The organism is Roseofilum sp. SBFL (genome assembly GCF_017746885.1).
GTDB lineage: Bacteria > Cyanobacteriota > Cyanobacteriia > Cyanobacteriales > Desertifilaceae > Roseofilum.
Genome location: NZ_JAGHZH010000067.1, coordinates 37,103 through 61,955, shown reverse-complemented (window position 1 = coordinate 61,955; position 24,853 = coordinate 37,103). Strand labels below are relative to the sequence as shown.

General features: G+C 45.6%; 21 protein-coding genes. 8 read left to right on the top strand and 13 right to left on the bottom strand.

Translation table 11 applies throughout. From position 1 onward, the window contains the following. On the bottom strand, positions 1 to 3,258 hold a 3,258-nt coding region (metH, locus tag J7545_RS07565), incomplete at its 3' end, for a methionine synthase (protein WP_318719377.1). Positions 3,259 to 3,398: 140 nt separating this feature from the next. Between metH and lhgO the strand changes: the two genes are divergently transcribed. From lhgO to J7545_RS07550, 3 genes are all read left to right on the top strand, one after another. Further along, positions 3,399 to 4,589, top strand: coding sequence for an L-2-hydroxyglutarate oxidase (gene lhgO / locus J7545_RS07560; RefSeq protein WP_413038601.1), 1,191 nt, complete (start codon positions 3,399 to 3,401; stop codon positions 4,587 to 4,589). Between the two features lie 261 nt (positions 4,590 to 4,850). Further along, positions 4,851 to 6,218, top strand: a complete 1,368-nt coding sequence (locus J7545_RS07555; RefSeq protein WP_318698906.1) for an NAD-dependent succinate-semialdehyde dehydrogenase — start codon at positions 4,851 to 4,853, stop codon at positions 6,216 to 6,218. Between the two features lie 155 nt (positions 6,219 to 6,373). Continuing rightward, complete coding sequence (locus J7545_RS07550) at positions 6,374 to 8,011, top strand: acetolactate synthase large subunit (protein WP_318698905.1); 1,638 nt, start codon at positions 6,374 to 6,376, stop codon at positions 8,009 to 8,011. Between the two features lie 176 nt (positions 8,012 to 8,187). Here J7545_RS07550 and J7545_RS07545 read toward each other — a convergent pair whose 3' ends face one another. Together J7545_RS07545 and J7545_RS07540 are read right to left on the bottom strand one after the other, a co-directional pair. Beyond that, positions 8,188 to 8,631 carry a retroviral-like aspartic protease family protein gene (locus tag J7545_RS07545; RefSeq protein ID WP_318719376.1) on the bottom strand — a complete coding sequence of 148 codons (444 nt, stop codon included), beginning with the start codon at positions 8,629 to 8,631 and terminating at the stop codon, positions 8,188 to 8,190. A gap of 68 nt (positions 8,632 to 8,699) precedes the next feature. Continuing rightward, positions 8,700 to 9,281, bottom strand: a complete 582-nt coding sequence (locus J7545_RS07540; protein ID WP_318698903.1) for a Uma2 family endonuclease — start codon at positions 9,279 to 9,281, stop codon at positions 8,700 to 8,702. Positions 9,282 to 9,432: 151 nt separating this feature from the next. Here J7545_RS07540 and J7545_RS07535 point away from each other — a divergent pair, with 151 nt between their 5' ends. After that, positions 9,433 to 10,011 carry a ComEA family DNA-binding protein gene (locus tag J7545_RS07535; RefSeq protein ID WP_318719374.1) on the top strand — a complete coding sequence of 193 codons (579 nt, stop codon included), beginning with the start codon at positions 9,433 to 9,435 and terminating at the stop codon, positions 10,009 to 10,011. Here the strand turns inward: J7545_RS07535 and lepB are convergent. The 7 genes from lepB to hisF form a co-directional block, all read right to left on the bottom strand. Beyond that, complete coding sequence (lepB, locus tag J7545_RS07530; RefSeq protein WP_318719372.1) at positions 9,998 to 10,570, bottom strand: signal peptidase I; 573 nt, start codon at positions 10,568 to 10,570, stop codon at positions 9,998 to 10,000. The two genes, J7545_RS07535 and lepB, sit on opposite strands and share 14 nt — an antisense overlap. A gap of 152 nt (positions 10,571 to 10,722) precedes the next feature. Then, positions 10,723 to 11,130, bottom strand: coding sequence for a gamma-glutamylcyclotransferase (locus J7545_RS07525; protein WP_318698900.1), 408 nt, complete (start codon positions 11,128 to 11,130; stop codon positions 10,723 to 10,725). A gap of 45 nt (positions 11,131 to 11,175) precedes the next feature. Continuing rightward, positions 11,176 to 12,405 carry a DUF445 domain-containing protein gene (locus J7545_RS07520; protein ID WP_318698899.1) on the bottom strand — a complete coding sequence of 410 codons (1,230 nt, stop codon included), beginning with the start codon at positions 12,403 to 12,405 and terminating at the stop codon, positions 11,176 to 11,178. Positions 12,406 to 12,413: 8 nt separating this feature from the next. Then, positions 12,414 to 13,100, bottom strand: coding sequence for a bifunctional demethylmenaquinone methyltransferase/2-methoxy-6-polyprenyl-1,4-benzoquinol methylase UbiE (ubiE, locus tag J7545_RS07515; RefSeq protein WP_318698898.1), 687 nt, complete (start codon positions 13,098 to 13,100; stop codon positions 12,414 to 12,416). Positions 13,101 to 13,214: 114 nt separating this feature from the next. Beyond that, entirely contained in the window at positions 13,215 to 14,066 is an 852-nt protein-coding gene (locus J7545_RS07510; protein ID WP_318719371.1) for a response regulator, read from the bottom strand. A gap of 490 nt (positions 14,067 to 14,556) precedes the next feature. Further along, the gene (locus J7545_RS07505; RefSeq protein WP_318698896.1) at positions 14,557 to 14,871 is read right to left on the bottom strand and encodes a hypothetical protein; all 315 of its coding nucleotides are present in this window, start codon (positions 14,869 to 14,871) and stop codon (positions 14,557 to 14,559) included. Between the two features lie 117 nt (positions 14,872 to 14,988). Further along, the gene (gene hisF / locus J7545_RS07500) at positions 14,989 to 15,765 is read right to left on the bottom strand and encodes an imidazole glycerol phosphate synthase subunit HisF (RefSeq protein WP_318698895.1); all 777 of its coding nucleotides are present in this window, start codon (positions 15,763 to 15,765) and stop codon (positions 14,989 to 14,991) included. 209 nt (positions 15,766 to 15,974) lie between these two features. On the opposite strand from hisF, the gene J7545_RS07495 reads away from it, so the two are divergent. Next, positions 15,975 to 16,847 carry a hypothetical protein gene (locus J7545_RS07495; RefSeq protein ID WP_318698894.1) on the top strand — a complete coding sequence of 291 codons (873 nt, stop codon included), beginning with the start codon at positions 15,975 to 15,977 and terminating at the stop codon, positions 16,845 to 16,847. 21 nt (positions 16,848 to 16,868) lie between these two features. Here the strand turns inward: J7545_RS07495 and J7545_RS07490 are convergent, their stop codons facing one another. Beyond that, on the bottom strand, positions 16,869 to 18,377 hold the full coding sequence (locus J7545_RS07490; protein ID WP_318719370.1) for a serine/threonine-protein kinase: 1,509 nt from the start codon (positions 18,375 to 18,377) through the stop codon (positions 16,869 to 16,871). A gap of 157 nt (positions 18,378 to 18,534) precedes the next feature. Between J7545_RS07490 and J7545_RS07485 the strand changes: the two genes are divergently transcribed. Then, the gene (locus J7545_RS07485) at positions 18,535 to 20,058 is read left to right on the top strand and encodes a UbiD family decarboxylase (protein ID WP_318719369.1); all 1,524 of its coding nucleotides are present in this window, start codon (positions 18,535 to 18,537) and stop codon (positions 20,056 to 20,058) included. A 201-nt stretch (positions 20,059 to 20,259) separates the two neighbouring features. Continuing rightward, complete coding sequence (locus J7545_RS07480) at positions 20,260 to 22,185, top strand: mechanosensitive ion channel domain-containing protein (protein WP_318701206.1); 1,926 nt, start codon at positions 20,260 to 20,262, stop codon at positions 22,183 to 22,185. Between the two features lie 45 nt (positions 22,186 to 22,230). Here the strand turns inward: J7545_RS07480 and J7545_RS07475 are convergent, their stop codons facing one another. Beyond that, complete coding sequence (locus J7545_RS07475; protein ID WP_318701207.1) at positions 22,231 to 22,920, bottom strand: TerC family protein; 690 nt, start codon at positions 22,918 to 22,920, stop codon at positions 22,231 to 22,233. Between the two features lie 217 nt (positions 22,921 to 23,137). Here J7545_RS07475 and J7545_RS07470 point away from each other — a divergent pair, with 217 nt between their 5' ends. Next, positions 23,138 to 24,061 carry a hypothetical protein gene (locus J7545_RS07470; RefSeq protein ID WP_318701208.1) on the top strand — a complete coding sequence of 308 codons (924 nt, stop codon included), beginning with the start codon at positions 23,138 to 23,140 and terminating at the stop codon, positions 24,059 to 24,061. A gap of 73 nt (positions 24,062 to 24,134) precedes the next feature. On the opposite strand, the gene clpP is transcribed toward J7545_RS07470, so the two are convergent. Beyond that, the gene (clpP, locus tag J7545_RS07465) at positions 24,135 to 24,743 is read right to left on the bottom strand and encodes an ATP-dependent Clp endopeptidase proteolytic subunit ClpP (protein ID WP_318701209.1); all 609 of its coding nucleotides are present in this window, start codon (positions 24,741 to 24,743) and stop codon (positions 24,135 to 24,137) included. Between the last annotated feature and the right edge of the window lie 110 nt (positions 24,744 to 24,853).

Here is a 24,853-nt window from a genome sequence, read left to right as displayed (position 1 = left end):
GGCAGTTTGCACAGCCATACCATGGAAATAAAGATAATCGGAATAGCGATCGCCCGCAAATAACTTCTGTGCATATTCCGTCGCCACTTCTCCCACCGTTACCGCGTGCATCGGGAACACATCCATCACCCCGCTCTCCTTCGGTGCAAAGAAATCCGCAATACACAACCGACGGGAGCGTTTTTGGCGGGGAAACTCAAAAGTATGTTTCACCGTTTTTGCCATTCCCCCCTTCATTTCCTCAGCATCATAAATAAACACCGTATTGCCTTCCGACTGAGCTGGAAAATAGCCATAAAGGGCTTGGGGCTTCAAGATATTTTCGTTGAGAATCTTCTCTTTCCACTCGTCTAAGATAGGATAGACTTTCTCTTGCAAGAACTCGTCATATTCTTCGCGAGATTTATCCTTGGGCTTGCGGAACTGCCATTGCCCCACAAACAAAGCTTGCAAATCTAAATACCAAAAGACCTCTTCTAAAGGAATATCTTCCGGTTGCAAAATCTGACTCCCCCAGAAGGGAGGAGTCGGACGGGGAATATCAATTTCCACGGCTTCCGAACGTCGGGTATCAATCACCTCGGGTTCTGAGGGTTCTGATTCTGCGGCGGTTTCTTCGCCCATTTCTTCCACTTGTGCATAGCCATTTCCATTGCCAACTTCATCCAAAAAGCCTTGGAAATCATCCCAATTATTTCCCGCTTTCGCCGGCATCAATTTGTCCATAAATGTCAAGTCAGAAAAGGCATCTTTGCCATAAACAACTTGACCTTTATAGGCATTTTGGCAATCCTGATAGACAAATTTTGGCGTTAAAGCCGCTCCCCCCAAAATCACGGGAACCGTAATTCCTTGCTCGTTAAACGCTTCCAAATTATCTTTCATAAATGCCGTCGATTTCACCAGTAACCCACTCATGGCGATACAGTCGGCATCATGTTCGCGATAGGCATCAATAATATTATCGACCGGTTGTTTAATACCCAGATTCACGACTTTGTAGCCGTTATTAGAAAGAATGATATCCACCAAATTCTTACCAATATCATGGACATCTCCTTTCACCGTGGCAATCACAAAGATTCCTTTGGAACTATTTCCCGATTCTGATTTGTCCATGAGCGGTTCTAGAAAAGCCACCGCAGATTTCATGGTTTCTGCTGATTGCAATACAAAGGGAAGTTGCATCTGTCCCGAACCGAACAAATCCCCAACAACTTTCATGCCATCGAGCAGAAAGACGTTGATAATTTCCAGGGGCGGATACTGTTCTAAAGCCTTTTTCAAAGAATCTTCTAAACCAATACGCTCGCCATCGATGATATGGTTTTTCAGGCGCTCTTCAATGGGCAGATTTTGATCCACAGAGCGATCGCGCTTCGCCTTTTTCCCGGCAAAGATTTTGGTCAGTTCAGCCAGGGGATCGTAGGTACAAATATCACCATCAAATTCCCGTTGGTCATAGATTAGTTTGCGACAAACTTCTTGATGTTCTGGTTCAATTTTCGCCAGGGGTAAAATCTTGCTGGCGCTGACAATGGCGCTATCTAATCCCACTTGCATGGCTTCATGCAAGAACATGGAGTTGAGAACAATCCGGGAGGCGGCGTTTAAGCCGAAGGAGATATTGGAAACACCGAGTAAAATATGACATCCAGGTAATTCTTCCCGAATCCGGCGAATCGATTCTATGGTTGCTTTCCCGTTTTCTCGGTCTTCTTCGATTCCAGTGGAAACAGGTAAGGCGAGAGTATCAAAGAAGATTTCGTGGGCGGGAATCCCATACTCAACGGCTTGATCGTAAGCCCGTTTAGCAATTTCAAACTTCTTATCCGCTGTTCGTGCCATGCCATCCTCATCAATGGTTCCCACCACAACCCCAGCGCCGTATTTTTTCGCCAGTTCTAAGACTTTCAAAAACCGGGGTTCTCCATCTTCATAGTTGGTGGAATTGAGGATACATTTTCCGCCAGCAACTTTTAACCCCGCTTCCATTTTTTCCCACTCAGTAGAATCTAACATTAAGGGCAGGGTATTATTGTTGACCAAACGGGAGGCGAGTTCGTTCATATCGCGCACCCCATCTCGACCTACATAATCGACGTTGACATCTAAAATATGGGCCCCTTCTTTGACTTGGGCTTTACCTAAAGAAACCAAACCATCCCAATCTTCATTATTAAGCAAGGTACGGCATTTTTTGGAGCCACTGGCGTTGAGTCTCTCGCCGACAATGAGGAAGGAATTCTCTTGCTCGTAGGGTTGGGGACTATAAATGGAAGCGGCTGAGGGTTCAAAGACGGGATGGCGTTCTTTGGGTTTTAGGGTACTCGCAATTTCGGCTAACTGTTGAATATGATCGGGACGGGTTCCACAACATCCACCAATCACTTGCACGCCCCAATCTTCAACAAACCGATTGAGGGCCATGCGTAGTTCCATGGGGGTGAGTTTATAATGGGCATGACCGCCGACATTTTCGGGGAGTCCGGCGTTGGGAATGCAGGAAACGACGAAGGGAGAATGTTCGCAGAGATATTTAATATGATCGGCCATGCGATCGGGGCCGGTAGCGCAGTTTAAGCCTAAAATATCAATCTTGTAGGGTTCGAGAATAGTGAGAGCTGCACCAATTTCGGAACCGACTAACATGGTTCCCATGACTTCCATGGTGATGGAAACCATGATTGGGCGACGTTCTCCTCTACGTTCAAAAACAGTTTCTACAGCATTTAAGGCGGCTTTTATTTGCAGAACGTCTTGACACGTTTCAATAATAAAGAGGTCTACTCCCCCATCATATAAGCCTTCGGCTTGTTCGATAAAGGCGGCTTCTAAGGTATCAAAATCAATATGACCTAATGTAGGGAGTTTGGTTGTCGGCCCCATGGAACCTGCTACGAATCGGGGTTTTTCTGGGGTAGAGAATTCCGCTGTGATGCTTTTAGCCAGTTCTGCGGCGGCTTTATTGAGTTCGTAGGCTTGGTCTGCTAGGTCATATTCAGCGAGGACAATGGAGGCTGCTCCAAAGGTATCGGTTTCGATGACATCGCATCCGGCACTGAGGAAATCACGGTGAACTTTGGCGATCGCCTCTGGCTTAGTTTTGATTAAATATTCATTACATCCTTCATATTCTGGGCCTCCAAAGTCATCTGCGGTTAAGTTTTGGACTTGGAGATTGGTTCCCATCGCGCCATCAAACACGATGACGGGACGTTCTGGACTGTGTAGACGGTTCAGGAAGGCACTATTCATGGGAACGGTTTTGAAAAAGTTGACAAGCTTATTTCTTTATTGTACTGGCGATCGGGAGATGGGGGAATAGTAGGAGACTTTAGACACGCGGATGTGATATGAAATCCTTAGATGTTTGCTAGGGATAGAGGAGATCCATGATGTATGATTTCACAATCATTGGTGGCGGAATTGTTGGTTTAGCCACAGCGATGGCATTGAACAATCGTTTTCCGAATGCCCAAATAGCGGTATTAGAAAAGGAGCCTCAATTAGCTTTCCATCAAACCGGGAATAATAGTGGGGTTATTCATTCGGGAATCTATTATAAACCGGGAAGCTTGAAAGCGCGGTTTAGCCGTGCCGGAGCAAAATCCATGGTGGAGTTTTGCCAACAGCATGATATCCCCCATGAGGTTTGCGGTAAAGTGATTGTTGCTACAGCACAAGAGCAGTACCCCCAATTAGAAAAGCTCTATCAGCGCGGGTTGGACAATGGGTTAGAAGTGGCGAAAATCACGGCAGAAGAAGTGCGGGAAATTGAACCCCATGTGCGCTGTTTAGCCGGAATTAAGGTCAAATCAACCGGCATTGTTGACTATCGCCAAGTTTGTGAAAAATATGCCCATTTGATTACCCAATCTGGGGGGGATCTCCACCTGAATACCAAGGTGGCAAACTGGCAAGACAGGAGAGAAAGCATTATTTTAGATACCTCTAAAGGGGAAATTGAAGGCAAATTTGTGATTAATTGTGGGGGGTTATTTAGCGATCGCCTCACCCAGATGAGTGGGATGCAACCCCAAGCCAAAATTATTCCGTTTCGCGGTGAATATTACGAATTAAAGCCGGAAAAACGCTCTTTGGTCAAAAATCTCATTTACCCAGTTCCCAATCCACAATTCCCCTTTTTAGGCGTTCACTTTACTCGCATGATTGATGGCTCTGTCCATGCCGGCCCCAATGCGGTGTTAAGTTTAAAACGGGAAGGCTATCGAAAAACGGATATCAATCTGGCTGATGTGGCTGAAATGCTAATCTATCCTGGACTGTGGAAACTCGCCGCTCAACATGGCAAAGAAGGGGTTAAAGAAATTATCCGTTCCTTTAGTAAGACGGCTTTTGTCCATAGTCTGCAACAATTGATTCCCGAAGTGCAAGCTGAAGATGTAATTCCTACCCATGCTGGGGTTCGCGCTCAAGCTTTGAAACCTGATGGGGGACTGGTGGATGATTTTTTGATTGTCCAGGATAACCGGAAAATGCATGTTTGTAATGCCCCTTCTCCGGCTGCGACAGCTTCCCTAGAAATTGGTCAGGAAATTGCCGCACAAGTTCCTGAACTTGATTGAGTTCATCAATATTCATAAATGGTCAAATAGTGATACTATATCGGATGACATTGAAGTAGGGCGATAAGACATATTTCTTAAGCTCTCATGCAGTAACTACACTCGACAAGTGCTACAAATTGTAGAGTTTAAATCTTGTAATCCTCTATTGTATCTAAAATTTAAATGAAGACAATCAGTAAAAGTCTTTTGCTAGAAAGACCTGTCTCCTATCCGGCAAAGGGCTTTTTTCGCAAATGATACACTGGACGGAGAACCTGCATGGGCATTGCCACTGTTAACCCAGCAACGGGAGAACCTTGCGAAACCTTTTGTGCGCTCACAGATGCTGAACTAGAGCAGAAATTGGCTTTAGCACAACAAGCCTTTTTAGAGTATCGTCAGACTTCCTTTGCCCAAAGAGCGACTTGGCTCAAGCAAACAGCCGATATTGTGGAAGCAGACGCGGAAAAGTTTGGCAAAATTGTTACTACAGAAATGGGGAAACCCATTAAGCAAGCGATCGCCGAAGTGAAAAAATGTGCCTTGGTTTGTCGCTACTATGCTGAGAACGCTGAAGATTTCCTCAGTCCCACCTATACCGAAACCGATGCGAGTCAAAGCTTTGTCGCTTACCATCCCTTGGGAGCCATTCTAGCAGTGATGCCTTGGAATTTTCCCTTCTGGCAAGTGTTCCGCTTTGCGGCTCCCGCACTCATGGCTGGTAATGTGGGACTGCTCAAACATGCCTCCAATGTGCCCCAATGCGCGATCGCCCTGGAAGAGATTTTTACCCAAGGGGGTTTTCCTCCAGGAGCGTTCCAAACTTTGCTGGTTGGAGCAGATAAAGTCGCCCAAATTGTTGCCGATGACCGGGTAAAAGCCGCGACCTTAACCGGCTCAGAACTGGCTGGAGCGAGTTTAGCCTCCATTGCAGGAAAACACATTAAAAAAACGGTCCTGGAACTGGGTGGAACTGACCCCTTTATTGTTTTAGAGAGCGCCGATCTTGAGGCGGCTGTCGCTACGGCTGTGACGGCTAGACTGCAAAATAACGGCCAATCTTGCATTGCGGCTAAACGGTTTATTCTGCTTGAGGCGATCGCCGATCGCTTCCAAAATGCCTTGTTAGAACAATACCGACAACTGAAGATCGGTGACCCCATGGACGAGGCGAATGATATCGGCCCCTTAGCGACTCCCAGCATCCTCACAGAACTCGATCGGCTCGTGCAAGCCTGCGTCAGTCAAGGTGCAGACGTTCTGATTGGCGGTCAACCCAAGAGAGATCGCCCCGGGAACTACTACCCGCCCACCATTTTAGCCAACATTCCCCCCGGAACTCCCGCAGATACCGAGGAATTTTTCGGCCCCGTTGCCTTACTGTTCCGAGTCAAAGATATTGACGAAGCCATTACCCTGGCTAACTCCACCTCCCTAGGACTAGGAGCCAGCGCTTGGACAAATAATCAACAAGAGCGCGATCGCCTAATTCGCGACCTAGAAGCTGGAGCTGTCTTCATCAATGGCATGGTCAAATCTAATCCTCGTCTCCCCTTCGGGGGTATCAAGCGATCGGGCTACGGCCGAGAACTAAGCGTCGAAGGCATCCGAGAATTTGTCAACCTCAAAACCGTTTGGATCAAATAAGGGCAAGGTAATAGGGAATAGGGAATAGGGAATAGGAAAAACCGTGTTTTCCTTATCTCCCCATCCTCCCGATCTCCCTATCCCCCTATCCCCCCATCTCCCTATCCTCTCCATCCTCCCTATCTCCCTATCCCCTCATCCCCCATCCCATTCCCATGAATACCGCAGAATTACTAATCCGTTGTTTAGAAAACGAAGGCGTTAAATACATCTTTGGACTTCCTGGAGAAGAAAATATGGCAGTGTTAAAAGCACTGACTAAATCCTCCATTCAATTTATTACCACCCGCCACGAACAAGGCGCAGCCTTCATGGCCGATGTTTATGGCCGTCTCACGGGTAAAGCTGGCATTTGTCTGTCCACCCTTGGCCCAGGAGCCACAAACCTAATGACCGGGGTTGCCGATGCCAACCTTGATGGCGCGCCCCTAGTCGCCATTACCGGCCAAGTGGGTACAGACCGGATGCATATTGAATCCCATCAATATCTCGATCTGGTCTCCATGTTTACTGCTGTAACCAAGTGGAATACCCAAATTGTGCGCCCCAGCAATACGAGGGAAATTGTGCGCCGAGCCTTCAAAATTGCCCAAACGGAAAAACCGGGGGCAGTTCATATTGATTTACCCGAAAATATTGCTGACATGCCAGCAGAAGGCGATCCCCTAAAACGAGATAAAATAGATAAGTTTTATTCGGCTTATCATAGCCTCAACGAAGCTGCTTTAGTGATTTCTAAAGCCAAATTCCCCATGATTTTAGTGGGCAATGGAGCCATTCGAGCTAATGCCCATGAAGCCCTAACGGAGTTTGCCACCCATTTGAATATTCCAGTGGCTAATACTTTTATGGGCAAAGGTGCAATTCCCTATACTCATCCCTTATCCCTTTGGACAACCGGATTGAAACAACGAGATTTTATCAGTTGTGCTTTTGACCGTACCGATTTAGTGATTGCCATTGGCTATGATTTGATTGAATATTCCCCGAAAAAATGGAATCCCAATAACAAAATTCCTATCATTCATATTGGGGCAAAACCAGCCGAAATTGATAGCAGCTATATTCCCGAAGTGGAAGTAGTGGGAGATATTTCAGATTCGCTTTTGGAAATTCTGCGGCGCTGCGAGCGATCGGAAAAACCCGATCCCTATATTCATCAATTGCGCTCGGAAATTCGTGAAGATTACGAACAATATGCCAACGATCCAGGGTTCCCAGTCAAACCCCAAAAAATCATCTATGATTTGCGGCAAGTGATGGAGCCAGAAGATATTGCTATTTCTGATGTGGGCGCTCACAAAATGTGGATGGCTCGCCATTATCACTGCGATCGCCCCAATACCTGTATTATTTCTAACGGTTTTGCCGCTATGGGGATTGCCATTCCAGGAGCGATCGCCGCGAAACTGGTTTATCCCGATCGCAAAGTCGTCGCCGTTACTGGTGATGGGGGATTCATGATGAACTGCCAAGAACTCGAAACCGCCCTGAGAGTAGGAACACCCTTTGTGACTATCATCTTTAATGATGGCGGTTATGGGCTAATCGAATGGAAACAGGAAGACCAATATGGTGAATCTGCCTTCATTAAATTTACTAACCCTGACTTCGTTAAATTGGCGGAAAGTATGGGATTAAAAGGATACCGAGTAGACGCTTCGGAAAACTTATTGCCCATCCTCAAAGAAGCGTTAGAACAAGACGTTCCTGCTGTGATTGACTGCCCTGTAGATTATCGAGAAAATGCTCGCTTTAGCAAAAAATCCGGGGGCTTAAGTTGTCCTATTTAGACACTTTAGGGTATGGAGATCGCTTGTAGGGTAAACTTGCAGGCGATCGCTATATCAATTAAAAATTAAAAATGGGTATGGCTTACAGCGCTTTGCGCTGTTATGAGGGACAGTGTTGAATCCTCAAAGCTATGTACCAAAAGCCTATTCCCTATTCCCTAGCGCAAAGCGCTATATTACAAAATAGTTAGATAAGTTTCTGTTGGAGTAATCGGTAAAGGTTTTAGAGTACGATTATTTAAGTCTATTTCTAAGCCTAACAATTCCAAGGGAATAACACCTAAAAGAGGGTCTCGACCTCCTGGTAATGCTAAACACTCAAAGGTTCCTTGGCGATCGCCAATTGATAAGGTAGCATCCCGGAAAATCCCAGCTTTACCGATTCCCATCGCTGTTGCTACATCGACTTCTCGCAGAAGTTTGAGTCCGAGTTGAGCGATCGCCTCTTCTGGCAAGCATAAGGTCGTCGCACCAGTGTCAACTAATACGTCTTTTAGAGTGATTGAGCGGATTTGATCTTCAGCAATTACCCTAGCTTCTGCTAAAATCTCATCGGCGCGATTGGTAACGGTTAGGTTGGTGAATACTTTTCCCATGCTACTGTCCTTCATCTGGCTCATATTGGTTCACTCTGTTGATCGTAGTAATGTATTTTACTAGGGAGCGATGTTGCATTAATCACGGATTTCTACAGGCAATCGCTGCTCTCTTCATCGGTAAATACAGGCGGCCAAATTTCGTTAATTTTTATTGACCAACCTGGTAAAAGTTCGGGAATCGTTAGCTCTTGTTTATCTCGTAAAATAATGGGTTCAGCATTCGCGCGATAAAGGGTTACTGTTTGCCGATCGGGATCGATCAGGAGACCAACCAAACTACCGAGACTGAGGAATAATTTAACTTTGTCTTCGAGTGATTTTATGCGATCGCTTTGAGATTTAATTTCAACCACTAAATCGGGAACCAGATCGCCGAAATAACGAGGGGTTGTTTTCAGTCGTGCAGCACGTACAAACGAAACATCCGGTGCTTTGAGGTCCCTATTGGGTAAGATGAAGCCACCAGAGGAATCAAAGACTCGTCCTAAACGTCGAGGATAAACCCAAATTGCGAGTAAACTAGACAACAGAACAGTTATTTCACTAGAAACAATATCTGAAGGCCCCATAACAATAATTTTTCCATCTTCAAGTTCTACGCGGTAATCTTGGCCAGATGCCTCGAGAATAGCCTGTACTTTTTCAAGGTCTTTTACGCTCATGCATGACATAATTGAATCTCCTGGATAGGCGACAAGAGCTATGTTAATTCTAGCGCTGCACGCTGGTAATGGGTAATAGGTAATTGGAACCTCGATAATGGGTAATACCGCTTTTCCTTTAAAATCGCCAAGTGCTGTATATTAAATATGCAGAGGTTAAATGTATCAAGTTATGGCTGAGTTAAATCGAGTCATTCAGATACTGAAAAATCAATTACGAGCTATATTATCTAATCCTACCCGGACTCGGCTTCTCGATCCCTATTATCGGTTTCAATCCTTAGAAGAAATCGCTTTAGCGGCTCAATTTGGGGTCAAAATTGATGTCAATCAAGCCACGGTAGATGATTGGTTACGGTTACCTCTTTTATCGATTCATCAAGCGCGATCGCTCGTTCATCTCACTCAAACAGGAGTACAATTCTACCGTTTAGAAGATATTGCTGCAGCCCTAGCTTTACCCGTAAAACGATTGCGTCCAATTGAGCCGATTTTACAGTTTTGTTATTACGATCGCAGCCTAGAGTTAAATGTGAATCAAGCGTCTTTATCAGAACTTGTACAAATTCCGGTCATCGATCGCTCCCTAGCTGAAGCAATGATTACCCAGAGGGAGCATCAGGGAGACTATCAAGATTGGGTCGATTTTCAACGTCGCCTCAGTTTATCTGGAGAGCAAATTATGGCCTTGCTCCCCTATTTACGCTTCATTGTGTCTAAGCCAATCAATGACGAATAATTTCTAGACGATCGAGAGGCCAAAAGCGAACAACAGCGCGACCTATAATATTTTTCTGGGGTAAGAACTTCCAAATATGGGAATCATTACTATCGTTGCGGTTGTCTCCCATAACAAATAATCGCCCCTCGGGAACAAGTTCTGGCCCCCAGTGATATTCTGGCGGTTCAGCAATATAATCTTCTTGAATCGGTCGATCGTTCAGATACACTTTACCTCCAGAAACTTCGACAGTTTGCCCCGGTTGACCAATGACTCGTTTAATAAAGGCTTGATCTTTGCGATATCCTTGAGCTTGGAGTTGGGGTGGGGGTTCAAAAACAACGATATCACCCGTTTCAGGGGGATGGAAATGATAGGAAACCTTTTCAATCACTAGGCGATCGCCGACTGCTAAGGTAGGAAACATAGAATCTGACGGAATAAAGCGGGGTTCGGCGATCGCCGTCCGTACCAATAGCGCTACGATCGCCGCGATCGCGATAATCACTACATTTTCCCGATGCTGATTCCATACTTTCCCCAAACCCGAAAGAGAGGATTTTGAAGGTTCTGTCATTTCAATTAACAACGAAAGTTTTATATCACAAGTCTCTCATTTTACCTAATGGCAGGTTATTCTCACAATACCTATCGTCAAACGTTACTTCTTTTCGAGGGGATATACTCTAGGAGCAAATTTGATCCTAGGGAAAAAGTCAGCAAATCTTATTAAGGATGAGGGGCACTCGGATCTAAGAGGTGCTGTTTATAAGCTGCCCATCCACCATATTTAGAAATATCTAGCCAACCATAGCTTTCAATCAGTTTTTGAGGGTAAAGCATGGCAGAAATTTCTGAGCCATCTTCTAGTTTTATTTGGCCTTCATATAATCCAGGGGGTTCATTCGCCATCAGATTATTATATTGCTCAATTGTAAGTTCATAAATTTCTCCTGGAATCGAAATTCCACCTTCAGAAACCTCATAAATTCCTGGATGCAAATCGTCAACAGAATAGAGGCGATAGAGTGGTAAAGTTTGAGTAGCACAAATCAAATGGGCACCTTGCAGATTTTGATGATCGGGTTGTCCAGTGAGGGCTGAACCACAAATAAAAAATCGTTTAGTGTCTACCATAGTTTAAGAAATTTTCAATTTATACTAGACTAGCTAAATGCCATTCTATTTTAACAATAAGAAACTGACTTGTAAACAGCCAACGATCGCCCCTAATATTCCACCTAAGTTTACAATGGCTTGTAATTCACTGCGGACAATTCCATTAATCGCCATTTCCAAATTAGCGGGAGAGGTTGCATTAACGCGGTCAATAATCACCTGATCGATATCTAAAATGGGAATAACTTGGGCAATAATCAATTCCATATCTTTTTCTAAGTAGCGGTCTAAAACTAGCGCCAGTTCTTGGCTAACAATTTCTAAGGAGGATTGCATAATGCTCGAATTTTGCAGCCGAGTTAAGATCAAGGTCGCAATATTTTCCCAGTTAATGGAGTTACCTAAGCCTTGAATTAAGTCCGATCCTCGTTCTTGTAAATAAATTCTGACACTGTGCCGGATATTTTTACGCAGTTGCCGCACGGTGAGAACGGGTAAATTTTGTAGGGAAAGACTTTGTAACCATTGTTTGATCTTATGCTGAATCCCTAAAGCATCTATGAGTTCTTTTATTTTTTGGTTAGCTTCTTCCCGTTCATCTAAACAATAGTTACGGAGACGATGTAAGGCGTTTTTCAGCCCGAGGAGGTTGGCAACTACCCAATAGGTGCCGCTGGTTTTTTCTCGAAACCCTTCGTCAATGATTTGAATATTGTAGTCAGTGAGAAAGTCTATCAGGGCTTGGCGAATGGTATTCGGGGGACAGACAACATGAAAGAGCCATTCACACAGCGATCGCGCCTGAACTTCCGTTAAACTAAAATCTAACAAGACTTGATCGAAGATATGATTAATCTGGTCTTCGAGAAAATCTTCTCGACGAGCTAACACCCGAATTAAGCGCGGTAGGGATTGACCGAGTAAATCTTTGAGGATGCCAGCAAGAATTTTAATCGTTTTTTGCTCTTTGTCTGCCTCTAGCTGCTTTAAGGCTAACTGGAGTAACCAAAGAATAGCCGATTGAGTGCGCTCGGTTTGTAATAAGCGACGGGCTAAATTTTGCAGTTCCGTAGGGGTGAGCAAAGACCCCATGATCGTATCTGCAACTCTCTGAGCTAACCGTCCTTGGTTACTGGGAATTAAACCGGGAGTAAAGGGGAGTTTCCGTTTACCAATATAAATCGCTCGATAGGGGCGAAAGAGCATTTTAATAGCTAAATCATTGGTGAAATAGCCAATAATGCCACCAGCAATGGGAGGAGTGATGTATATCCAAAGATCTAGAAAACGCAAGGCTAAGACTAGGAATCAACAGATTTGGTAGCGACCAATACTCCCATCATACCGCCTGCGATCGGATAATGAACAGCATGGGTAAATCCAGCTTGGTAGGCCAGGTCAACTTGTTCGAGGCCAAGGGGAAAACGCTGGAGACTGGGGATAATGTACGCATATTCTTCTGTGAGTCCTTGTTGTTGGGCGTAAGGAACGACAATTTGATTCAGATACCACTGTTGAAATTGCTCGAGTAGGAGTTGGTTGGGACGATGGAAGTCCAGGATAGCAGCCGTTGCACCGGGCTTGAGGACACGATGGAGTTCTTGCAAGGCTTGGGGAATACTGGAGACGTTGCGGAGTCCATAGCCCATGGTGGCAGCATTAAAGGTGCGATCGCTGAAGGGAAGATCGAGGACATCCGCTTCCATCCACTCGATGGGAGTCCAGGTATAGTGATTTTGGGCGATCTCCAGCAAATTCTGACAAAAATCCACCCCATACACTTGACCACTAGGCCCCACTTGTCGAGCTAATAACCGCGTCAGATCGCCACTGCCACAGCATAGATCGATCGCCACCGAGCCGGGTTTAGCTCCACTCCACTGAACCGTCATTTGTTTCCAAATGCGATGTTGCCCTAAACTCAACCAGTCGTTCATCTGGTCATAAACTGGAGCAATACGATTAAAGATATCCTGAACCTGAGGCATGAGTCATTGAAAGGCAATAGGTAATAGGCAATAGGCAATAGGTAGTGGGTAATAGGGAAATCATTCAGAAGTCTCTGTGTCCCCGTGTCTCCCTATCCCCCATTCTCCCATCCTCTAACCCATGGCAGCAATGAGCAAACCTACAAGTTGGGCAGAGGTATGAATAGAATTTTTTTCTTCCTCGCTCAGATTATACGCTTGCGTCCATTGTAGGGAAAGCAGAGCTAAGAGTTTTTGCTGATAGTAGATCGGCATAGCCAGATGGGACTTAATCGGGCCATCAGCAAGTTCTGAATATTGAAGGGTAGCCGAAGATAAAGCTTCTTGAGTTAAGGTATCCGTACTTAAGTCAAGAAGCTCATCAGTACTGCTATAACGACCCACAGGAGAAGCGAATCCACCATCTTTAATAATTTGCAGGATACACCCTTGAGTTTCAAAGGCTTGAGCAAATACTTCGGCGATCGCCCTTAAAGCCGTCTCTAACTCTTGAGACTCTTCAGTTAACTTGACTAAAGTCGAGAGCAGTAGGGTTTGAGACTCACAAGCTTCTAACTCTTCCGTGCGCTGTTTAAGCAGATCGTAGGTTTGAGCCGCTCGATCAACCACTCCCTTTAATTCTGTCGGGTCCCAAGGCTTCGTAATATATTTATAAACCTGGCCGGAATTAATCGCTTCTACCAGATCTTCCACATCCGTAAACCCAGTCAGAATAATCCGCATGGTATTCGGATATTGTTCGACTGTCTGACTCAGGAACTCCGTACCCTTCATTTGGGGCATTCGCTGGTCAGAGATAATAACTGCCACTTCCCCTTCTGTGGCTAACACATTGAGCGCGTCTGCTCCACTTTCAGCTTTCGACACCTGAAATTCACGCCGAAAGGTTCGGTAAAGCAAGTCCAAATTATCCGGTTCATCATCTACGACGAGCATTTTTGGCTTTTTCCGTCGGCTCATACTCATAATTAGGGAACTAGTGGGCAATTGAGACCAGAACTGAGCAACTGGTCAATCTTAATCTTGACATCCACCCCTGCCTAAAGGCGAGGGGATTCCTAAACCTCACGATTTAGGTTTCTGTTTCATAGCAGTTGCCTTCACAGATTTACTCTGTTTCCGCTTCGCGGACATGAACGGGTCTTACACTCGCTCCGCAGACTGACACGGCAAGCCCTGCCGCCTTATGTGTTGAAATCTCAAAGAAGAAATCTACTTTGTTGATTCAAGGGTTGGATTGCCCATTGCCCCATCCTCTTTTCCCGGTCTACCGATTTTTCTGCGCCGTTGCGGATTTCGCAATCTTTGAAGTTAGGCTTTCTGTTTCCATCGTCGCGGGTGGGTCAGTGACCAATTTCATTCTACTGTAAAGCCGTCCTTTTAGGACGGGGTTTTAGACCCATTTTTCTGATAATAGTTTTTGGATGGTTCACCAACTTAGCGATCGGACAATGGTTTAGCGATCGCCCAAATTTGGGTAGCCACTCATCTCTGTGCCTCCTACCCGGGTTTGTTGAGCTTCATCGAACTCTACCAGCCAACTGAGGACTTCACGGGGTTCTCCGATAGCCTGATTGTCCAGCCGAGCTGTTTCATTTAAATAGCCGAAGTAATGGCCCATGAGAAAATAAACCGCTACCATCGCTACAGCAGCCCCTGCCACTAGAACCCCAGCTAACATCAAAGAGAATTCCCGCGTATGAATCGCCGATTCCATTAGATGCAAAGACCAGGCTACTAAGGCAATGACAATTATGAGAATAATGATCATTGCTCGTTTAAGAAATGTAACAATTCCTGTATTGTAACAACTTATTGCAGGACTGTCGCGGTTCAATTCTTAAATTCTTCTAGAAATCTGTACTTTCTGAACAAAATGTGATATATATCACCTCGCCAGTTGTCTGATTTTCAAACCCTGGGTCGTCAGATGCTCCTTAATTTGAGCGACAGACAGTTGGCCGTAGTGGAGTAAAGAGGCTAAAAGGGCCGCCTCAGCCTTTCCTTCAGTTAACGCTTCATGGATATGTTCGCAGGTTCCCGCGCCACCAGACGCAATCACCGGAATTTCCACAGATTCAGCAATGGTGCGGGTTAGATCTAGATCGTAACCGGCTTGAGTGCCATCAGCATCCATACTCGTGAGTAAGATTTCTCCAGCCCCACGAGCCGCCACATCCTTAGCCCAGGAGAGTGCATCAAGCCCTGTATTCTCCCGTCCCCCGCGCACATACACATCCCATCCTGGATTCTCAGGATCGCTGCGTCGTTTAGCATCAATAGCGACAACAATACACTGATTTCCGAAGCGATCGCTGGCCCGATTTACCAAATCCGGGTCTCGGACTGCCGACGAGTTGATACTAACCTTATCCGCCCCGGCCCTTAACAAATTTTTAATCATTTCTAAGGATTGAATTCCCCCACCCACTGTCAGGGGAATAAACACCTGTTCAGCCGTCCGGTAAACCACATCCAGGATAATATCTCGGTCTTCATGAGTCGCCGTAATATCGAGAAACACCAACTCATCAGCACCCGCGTCATTATAGATCGAAGCCAACTCCACCGGATCGCCAGCATCCTGAAGGTTAACAAAATTAATCCCCTTCACCACTCGTCCCGCCCTCACATCCAGACAGGGTAAAATCCGTTTAGCAACCATCGGCTTTTTCTGTTCTCCTGTTTAACAGTTGTCCCCAGACATCATACAGTGCCAAGCCTGGGTAATGGGTGAACTCTTTTTCCTCTTCCCTATTCCTTAATTCCATAATTCCATGTAAACTTCTCAGGATTTGACCAGTTTAACGTCAACCTATTGTTTGGCTTCCCTCGCAATGACAAAATACTGGTATTGCTGTGAAAGACTAATTTATGCGTCTTCTATTTACGATCGCCCATTTTTATAACCCCCAAGGGTCTCAACGGCACGCTTCCCAACGTCCCGATCCCCAACCGCGCATCCAAGCGCTCACCTCAAGTCTGTCAGCTATTCATCAACTCTATAGCCAATTCCAATGCATGATTGACATTGCTCAAAGGGTTGTTGTACCGAGCAATCAACAATACACGAATCATATTGATATCGTGATTTGTACTACTGGGGAATACCATCTACTCAAACAACTACCTATCCCTCAGGAGTCTTATCATCACCATACTACCCAATGTGAACCGATGCTTCTCGGTTTTGAATGTCAAGCCGTATTGCGCAGCAACCTTGGCTGTTATGATTATTACTGCTTTCTAGAAGACGACTTAATCTTATCTGACCCCTGGTTTTTTGTTAAACTGATTTGGTTTAATCGGATTACTGGCGATCGCAACCTTCTGCAACCCAACCGCTACGAGAGCGCCATTGGCGGTACATTCCGCAAGGCCTACATCGATGGAGATCTAAAGCCTCACGTCACTCAACCTTTTCAAAACCTAGAAGAACATCCCCAACTCACAGGAAAAGTGATGGAATGCCCAGTCATCTTAAAACGTCCCCTCAATCCCCACTCCGGTTGTTACTTCCTCAATGGCGCACAAATGGATTATTGGGCCAATCAACCCCATTTTCTCGACCGAGATACCCGCTTTATCGGCCCCCTAGAAAGTGCCGCCACCCTAGGGATTATGAAAACCTTCCGCATCTACAAACCGGCCCCTCAGAATGCCAATTTTCTAGAAATTCAGCATTTTGGTACAGGATTTTTAAATCTTATTGGTAAAGAAGTGAAAATCCCCAATCAAACCACTTAAGGGTTGTTGAGGGGCTAAAGTCTAGAGAAGAGAAAAGAGAATACACAGGACTACCCCCACTCCTCCAGATCCCACCCGTACTTCTCCAACCGCCAATCCCCAAACCGCACTCGCAGGGAGGTGACCTTGCAGTGCATTTGTAGTAAATATGTAATCACTATAATTTAACAATGAACCATTTTTACGCCAGCCGACGCGATCGCCAAGTTTTATAAACGTATCATAATCATAATCGTCTAGCGTTCCTCCCAAATCAAGCCAAATCCGCTTTTGCACGCTAAAGCCAAATCGACCCCTGCTATATTTCACCCATAATTGGTCAATGGTTCTCAAGTCAATGCCAGGAAAATTTTTCAAGTCTTCAAGACGAAAGTAACTCTCTTTTTCCCGTTTCACCGCTTCCAGCATCCTGCGGTAGGTTTCCTCATCCGCATCCTTCCATCTCTGCTGCTGCAACAGTCTCTGCAAGAGCGTGTAGTCTACTCCTCGCTCTGACCTTAAATCATCCTCTTGCGGTTGATATACCTTCAATCCAGGAATGGAAGCAAGAGGTTTATTAATTTTAGATTTAGGAGCAGGTATAGGGAGCTGATGCACAGTCGATTGAGGCACAGGAGACACAGAACCATTCACCCAAGGTAACCAGGACCAGTCCCACCCCTTATTCTCCGGCTCAGGAAGTTCACTAATTCTGACTGTATCGGGAATATCTCTGGAAAAACACGGTAAGCCTAACCAGTTCTGTATTGACTGGGGACGTTTTCCTGCCTCCAAAGCCATCCCCCAGACAATAGCATAATTTAAGCTGGGACTAATCGATCTATAGCTTTTTGGCTCAATCAAAGGAACCTTTTTCAGTCGCTCTGTAGAAGGGGTTGGACACTCTCCCATCACCGCATAATATAAACCAGCAGCTAACGTATAGACATCTACCGTTACGTTCCGCTCTCCCAGAAACTGCTCGTAAGGGGCAAATGCTGGATTTCCCGTTTGCAAAGAAATCGAGCTAGGGGGACAATCTCCAGCAATGCCAAAATCGATTAATATAGCCGTTCCATCCGGTCGAATCATGATATTCATTGGAGTCGCATCGAAATGGACTAACCCCGTTTTGTGGATATGCATTAAGGCCCTACCGATTTGCTGAATATACCCCACTGCCTTATTTTCCGGGAGTGCCCCTCCATCTTTAACTAAATTGAATAAACTCTTTCCTTCAATAAACTCCATCATTAAACAAGGAATTCTCACCCTAGGGTCATTCTCATCCGGCTCCTCAAATAAATCAAACACCCGCACAATATGAGGATGGGGTTTTAGACTAGCCAGGGTTTTCGCCTCCTTGTAAAACCGGTATACAAACTCTCCATAGTTGTCATCCTGATGAAATTCTGTCCTTGGCGTTTTAATCACACAGAACGAATCCAGGGTCAGGTGTTTGGCTTTGTAAGTAATGCCAAACCCACCTCTACCCAACACTTTCTCAATCCTGTACTTGTGGTCAATAACTTTTCCAGGTTGCCAATCCACGATCTTCAGGTACACAAACGCTAGCTTTCCCCATTATGCTACATCCGTTCCTCTTCTCTCCCATCTCCCCCTCCCCGCGTCCCCGCGTCTCCCCACTCCCCCATCCCTCCATTCCCCCATTCACCTACAATAGAAAAGTAACCCTTTCACTCAACCCATGGCCAGAGACTTACGCGGATTTATCAACCTACTCGAAGAGCGCGGACAACTACGACGAATTAAAGCATCTGTCGATCCGGATTTAGAAATTGCCGAAATTGCCAACCGAATGTTGCAAGCGGGAGGCCCTGGGTTACTGTTTGAAAATGTTCAAGGATCGCCCTTTCCCATTGCCATTAATTTAATGGGAACGGTTGAGCGTATCTGTTGGGCGATGAATATGGATAATCCCCTAGAATTAGAAGATCTAGGGAAAAAATTGGGCATGTTGCAACAACCCAAACCGCCCAAAAAGATTTCCCAAGCGATTGATTTTGGCAAGGTTTTATTTGATGTGGTGAAAGCTAAACCAGGGCGCGATTTTTTCCCGAGTTGTCAACAGGTCACGATCCCAGAAGAAGACTTAGACTTAAATACTCTACCCCTGATTCGTCCCTATCCCGGAGATGCGGGAAAAATTATTACTTTGGGATTGGTAATTACCAAAGATTGTGAAACCGGAATTCCCAATGTTGGCGTGTATCGCTTACAGCTTCAATCAGCTAAAACAATGACCGTACACTGGTTATCGGTACGGGGTGGGGCGCGTCACCTGCGAAAATCCTCTGAGCAAGGAAAAAAACTAGAGGTGGCGATCGCCCTCGGCGTTGACCCCCTGATCATTATGGCTGCCGCAACCCCCATTCCCGTAGATCTCTCAGAATGGTTATTTGCCGGACTTTACGGAGGTTCCGGAGTTCCCTTAGCTAAATGTAAAACTGTAGACCTCGAAGTTCCCGCAGATGCCGAATTTGTCCTCGAAGGAACCATTACCCCTGGTGAAGTTCTCCCTGATGGTCCCTTTGGCGACCACATGGGTTACTATGGAGGTGTGGAAGACTCGCCCCTGATCCGCTTCCAATGCATGACTCATCGAAAAAATCCAGTATATTTAACAACTTTTAGCGGTCGTCCTCCCAAGGAAGAAGCCATGATGGCGATCGCCCTTAACCGCATTTACACCCCTATCCTGCGCCAACAAGTCTCCGAAATCGTTGATTTCTTCCTCCCTATGGAAGCCTTAAGTTACAAAGCTGCCATTATTTCCATCGATAAAGCTTATCCCGGCCAAGCTAAACGTGCAGCCCTCGCCTTTTGGAGCGCTCTACCCCAATTTACCTACACAAAATTTGTCATTGTTGTCGATAAAGACATTAATATTCGCGATCCTCGGCAAGTTGTTTGGGCAATTTCCTCTAAAGTTGACCCTTCACGAGATGTTTTTATCCTTCCAGAAACCCCTTTTGACACCCTCGATTTTGCTAGTGAAAAAATTGGCTTAGGAGGTAGAATGGGCGTTGATGCAACCACGAAAATATACCCAGAAACCACCCATGAATGGGGCGCAGTTCTCGAATCCGATCCAGACATAGCTACTAAAGTAGACCAACGCTGGCAAGAGTATGGATTAGCCGATCTCACCCTCGGAGAAATTGACCCCAATGTATTTGGTTACGAAATGCTATCAAAATTTAATCACTGAACCGGATCAATTCTGATACCATTTCTTCTAAGATTGCCATTAATCAATCCTTAGGAGCTAACTTGTTCTGGGACAATTGTTAAAGGACATCATTATAGAGAAATGGTATGACAAATCAAAATTTGTCGTTTACACTATCCCTACAGCCTGATTAAGTCTTTAATTATAGTTTTAAGACCAAGGAGAAGGAGATCCATAATTATGTCCAAGCCCAAGCGCCGCCTACGACAGCTCGTGTTAGCTGCCATGGTTTGCACCCTCGCTAGTTGGGGCGATGTTGTACCCAGACCCATGCGCTCTGCCGCAGTTGCCCAAGAAGAAGCCACAACTGTTTCTGCGCCTGCAGCCAAAACCATCGAAGATCCAGATATTCCTGTTGATGAACTCAGACTTTTAGTCAAGCCTCTAACCCTAGCTGAATTACAAATTGAAGCTGAAGGCTGGCAGGGTTTACTACAAGCCAAAGTACGGGAAATCTCCAACCAAGAAATTGCCATTAAGCGCAAGAACCGCAAGATTCAGGAGACCGAAGACGCGGTACAAAAACTTGAGGAAGCCCAACAAACTCTAGAGGAAGCCCAGGAAGCGGAAGTCACAGAAGGTGCTGGTAGTACCGCCGTGATTGAGAAAACAGAAGAAGCTGAAGCAGCCTTACAAGAAGCTCAGGAGTCCGTAGAAGCGGCAGCAGAAGCGGAGCAGCAAATTCAGGAGGATGAGGAATTACGAGAAACGGTTGAATCAACTTTGGACACTGAGCTAGAGCAAGAAGAATTGGGTTCTCTCCTAGAAAATGACCTCAATACTGAGGATGTAGAAGCCGTACAAGAAGACTTTGAAGAGGCGGCTGCTCTACTCGAAGGGGAAGTCGAAGGGGCAACTGAGGACTCAGAAGAAATCGATCCAGTCACTGGCGCTCCCCTAGGAGAAGGAGAAACGGCTGCTGAGAGTGATGGCATCACCGACACAGAGGAGAGGATTGGACAACTTGACCAAGTAGAAACTCAGTTGGAACAAGCCGCAGACGCGGAAGAAGATGTGAAGCAGGAGTTGATTGTTGGAGTCACTGAGCTGCAAAATCAGCAAACAGCTCTAGCAGACCGCTTTAAGGTGATTTTAGATGCCATAGATCAGCGAGGTGGAGAGACAGAATCTTATCGTACATATATCGCTGCCGTTAGTGGTATCGAAATTGATGTGACCGATACTCAAGGGTTAATGGTTCGGCTCCTAGCGTGGGCGCAGTCAGAAGAAGGGGGTTTACGCTGGGCCAGAAGTCTAGGAATCTTTGTGGGTATTGTCTCTGTTTCTGGGGTAGTGTCTTGGTTTGGTGGAAATGCGCTCGATGCATTGTTCCTCAAGACTTCGTTTGCCTCTGAGTTATTCGAGGGCTTTATCGTCAAGACCTTCCGCCGAGGAACTCTAGTGATGGGAGTTCTGCTCGGCTTAACTGCCCTAGGAGTAAGCCTTGGGCCTCTTCTGGCTCTTATTGGGGGTGCAAGTTTCATCCTTGCCTTCGCCCTGCAAAGCAACCTGAGTAACTTGGCCAGTGGTTTGATGCTGATGTTCTATAGACCCTTTGATGTGGGAGATGAAGTGAAGGTTGCTGGGATGTGGGCTATAGTTGATTCCATTAGCTTGGCGAACACAACGTTCAAAAGTTGGAATGGTGAACTGGTTGCTGTTCCCAATAGTACGGTTTGGAACGATAACATCTATAACCTCACCCATGCCGATGTCCGGAAAGTTAAGCATACGCTTCGTCTCAATGTGAATGAGGATCTGCCTCGTGTTAAAGAGCTATTGGTTGAGGTCATGAAATCCCATCCCAAAGTCCTGCAAGACAAACCGATTGGGACGTATGTCTATTGGTATCAAGAGGATCATATTCCCATTAGTGCAGCCTGCTGGGCAACAAAGGAAGATTACTGGTATGTTTGGGAAGAAACCTTGATCATGATTCAGGAACGATTCAAACAAGAAGGGATTAGTGTGGCAATTCCGACACAGGTGGAAATTGGATATGAGTTTCTCCAAAAACATAATGGCAATATGCCTTCCTCTCTGGGTGAGTCTCAGATGCCTTCATCTCTCCCTGATGCCACGGCCAGTTTTGCTAAAAATAGCTAAGTAGGGTTGTGTAGGTGGGGGACAATAATGCCCCCCTACAGCCTTTTAATTGGCTTTTAAGAGGTTGGGCTTCCAAAATCCCCACACAAAGGTGAGTAGAATTAGAGAGATCATCAGCCATTCTGGAGGCACAATATCGGGAGTAATGACCTTAGCTAGGAGTCTTAATCCCACAAAGGCGACGGTAATATATCCAGCATCTTCAAGATTTTCAAACTCATCTAACCAACGGATAAATAGGTTCGCGAGAAAGCGTAGAGCTACAATTCCTAAAATTCCTCCCATCAAAACTAACACAATTTCATCGGTAATGGCGATCGCCGTGGTCACACTGTCTAAAGAAAAGGCCAAATCAGTCACCGCAATGAGGGGAACAGCTTGCCACAGAGACTGGAATTTTGGCCCGTGGTGAGGACGATCGGCTTCCTCTTCGTCTGAGGTAAAATAGTTAAAAACTAACCAGAGCAGATACACGGCTCCTAAAAATTCAAATTGCCAGAAGCGAATCACCCAAGTTGCTGTTAAAATGAGTATAATCCGCAGAATAAATGCAGCAGCCAAGCCAAAATTGAGGGCTTGTTGTTGATGTTTCTGGCTCTCTAATCCCTTAGAAATTGAAGCCAAGGCAACAGCATTATCGGCTGAAAGTACGGCTTCTAGCGCCACTAAAATGATGATTAGAAATAGGGTGTCTAACCCAAAGTGGTGCGAAAAATCTAAGATAACGTCTAGCATTAATGGAGTCTCAAATTTGAATTAAACGACCAATAAAAACCCTATTTCAAGGAAACAGGGGGAAGCACAGTTGAATTAGAATCAGCGCGAAAAGTGTTGCCGCTGATTCGACCATCTTATTCTTACGAATTTAAGAGAAAGAGTGATGGAAAAAGCTTGTTTTTTCCTGTTTTGATTATACCAGAAATCCGTTGATTTTGCACAGAACTGATTACCTATGCTTGAGCAAATTTTATCTTCATCCTTGTGGACTCAATTTCGGGCGGCTTATCCTACGGCGAGCCTCATTTCAGAGCTACTTCATATTCACGATCGCCAGTATATTGTCCGGGTGCAAATCCAATGCGGGAACTTAGTCTTAGCAACGGGTTTATCAGCCGATCGCCAAATCGAAAAAGCAGAAGATCGAGCCAGAGAACGGGCGATCGCCCTTTTATATTCCTATTCCTCTCCACCCACTCCCACGCCCATTGCGGTACAACCGACTCCAGTGGAACCGACTCCAGTGGAACCGACTCTAGTGGAACCGACTCTAGTGGAACCGACTCCAGTGGAACCGACTCCAGTGGAAACAACTTCAGTGGAACCCACTCCAGTGGAACCCATTGCAGCACCTCAACCGAGTCCCCCAAAACCCACTCCTTCAAAAGTTGAAGTAAAAGCGCCCGAACCGGAACCCGAACCGGAAACCTGGTCACCCATTCCTCCCCTAGGAGAGAATACAGAAGATTACACCGATCAACCCCTACCTCCTCCACCCGAACCCGAACCCGAACCCTTACCTGAACTAGAAGAAGAATTTGACTTCACTGACATTAGCCTCAAAATCGATATGGAACTCAAGCATATTGGATGGAACAGTAAGCGAGAGAGCGAATATCTCAAACGTATCTATGGCAAAAACAAACGCATGATTCTGGGCGATCGGGAAATGAAAGAATTTCTAGAATATCTACAAACCTATGCCCAAACCGATGTCGAACTGAAAAAAGTCGGGTGGAGCGCTCAACAAGGAAAAGACTATCTGAAGAGCCAATATCCAGATAGTCAAGGTTCCCGTTTGATGTTGACCTGTAGTCAAATGAAAGAATTTCTCGATTACCTGCAACAAACTGCTTCATCTAATGAAGAGTTCTTTTAGAGATTAGATGGAGAGGAATGGGGCGATAGGCAGATAAGCTATTGCCTATTGTCCATTCCCCATTCTCTATTCCCTAATTAACCACACTGATGGGTTGACTAGCAGAAGGACGGCGATTAATCACTTGATCGATTAACCCGTATTCCATTGCCTCATTGGAGGACATAAAGAAATCACGTTCTGTATCTTCTTGAATACGCTCTAAGGGTTGGCTGGTATGACTGGCTAATAATTCATTCAACCGTTGCTTATGGTAGAGGATTTCCTTGGCTTGGATCTCGATATCCGTTGCTTGGCCTTGCGCTCCTCCTAGGGGTTGGTGAATCATAATCCGAGAATGGGGTAAGCTCATTCGCTTGCCTTTCATCCCTGCACTGAGGAGAAAAGCTCCCATACTAGCAGCCAAGCCTACACAAATGGTAGACACATCCGGCCGAATTTGATTCATGGTGTCAAAAATCCCCATACCCGCCGTGACCGATCCTCCCGGTGAGTTAATGTAGAGATAGATATCTTTCTCTGGCTCTTCAGCATCCAAAAATAGGAGCTGGGCTACCACTAAGTTCGCCACATCTGCATCGATCGCCTGTCCGAGAAATACGATTCTTTCCCGTAACAGTCGGGAATAGATATCAAAAGCCCGTTCACCACGTCCAGATTGTTCAATGACGGTCGGAATCATCCTGTTCTACCCTATTTTCGTAAAGTTTTATTAATTCTGACACTTTTCTGCGAACAATGACAGTGGTAATGATCGCACCTAGGGAATGGGGAGATGGGAAGAATTCGTTG